Origin of the sequence: Pectobacterium brasiliense (genome assembly GCF_013449685.1) — a bacterium.
Taxonomy (GTDB): Bacteria; Pseudomonadota; Gammaproteobacteria; order Enterobacterales; family Enterobacteriaceae; genus Pectobacterium; species Pectobacterium brasiliense_A.
Genome location: NZ_JACDSF010000108.1, coordinates 1 through 1,320, shown reverse-complemented (window position 1 = coordinate 1,320; position 1,320 = coordinate 1). Strand labels below are relative to the sequence as shown.

At 49.5% G+C, this 1,320-nt stretch carries 1 protein-coding gene; it reads right to left on the bottom strand.

Annotation, left to right across the window (positions count from 1 at the left end; translation table 11 throughout):
• Positions 1-40: 40 nt before the first annotated feature.
• Entirely contained in the window at positions 41-1,249 is a 1,209-nt protein-coding gene (locus H0248_RS21465) for an IS256 family transposase (protein WP_180787420.1), read from the bottom strand.
• Positions 1,250-1,320 lie beyond the last annotated feature (71 nt).

Sequence of the window (1,320 nt, the reverse complement as noted above, 5' to 3'; positions counted from 1 at the left end):
GACCCTGTAAATCATTCTGTGTAACTGCCACCCCTATTAATTAAAGGTGACCTTCAATGCGGTCGCCGAACTCGATAATAAAACGGCTCATCGCCAGCCGCCAGTTCTGGATCGGCATGCTCCATTTTTTCGACGCCGACTGGATCGCAAGGTAAATCACTTTTCGCACCGAGTCATCTGTCGGGAACGCCTTGCGTTTCTTTATTGCCTGGCGGATCACGCTGTTCAGTGACTCGATGGCATTCGTGGTGTAGATCGCTTTGCGGATATCCGGCGGGTAACCGAAGAACGTATTCAGATTCTCCCAGTGCGCACGCCAGCTTTTGCTGATCTGCGGATATTTATCGTCCCAGAGGCCTGCGAAGTCTTCCAGCGCCTGCAATGCGCCTTCTTCCGTCGGTGACTGGTAGACGGCTTTCAGCCCGCTGGTGACACCTTTGTAGTCCTTCCATGACACGTATTTCAGGCTGTTACGCACCATGTGGATGATGCAAAGCTGAATATGCGTCTGGGGATATACGCTGTTTATGGCATCGGGGAAGCCCTTCAGGCCATCGACACAGGCAATCAGGATATCCTGAAGACCCCGATTTTTGAGTTCAGTCAGGACATTAAGCCAGAACTTTGCGCCTTCATTTTCCGCTATCCACATGCCCAGCAGCTCCTTTTGACCTTCGGTATTAATACCCAGCGCGAGGAAGACGGCTTTGTTAATGACAGAACCATTGTGACGAACCTTTACCACGATACAGTCAAGATAAACAATGGGATAGAGAGACTCCAGAGGCCGATTTTGCCATTCGATAACCTGCTCTTTAACCGCGTCGGTGACTTTCGATATCAACGCAGGTGAGACATCAGCATCGTACATTTCTTTGAAGGTGGCGACGATCTCACGGGTCGTCATACCTTTGGCGTACAGGGACAAAATCTGGCTGTCCATCTGCGTGATACGCGTCTGGTTTTTCTTTATCAACTGCGGCTCGAAGGAATTTTCACGGTCACGTGGTGTGTTTAGCTCGATTTCGCCGTCATCGCACAGAAGCGTTTTGGATGAATAGCCGTTGCGGGTATTCGAGCCTGATTTTGGGGCATTCTTCTCGTGCCCGAGGTGCTCTGTCAGTTCAGCATTCAGTGCTGTTTCAACGGTTAACTTCGTCAGCATACGAGAAAAAGCATTGAGGTCAGCTTCGGTTTTGATGCCTTTCGCCAGTTCGGCAGCGAGTGCCTTAAGTTTCTTTTCGTCCATAATTTGCCTGTCTCCTCAGTTGGAGTGAACATATCAAAAACAGGCAATTACACAATTTTAATTACAGGCTC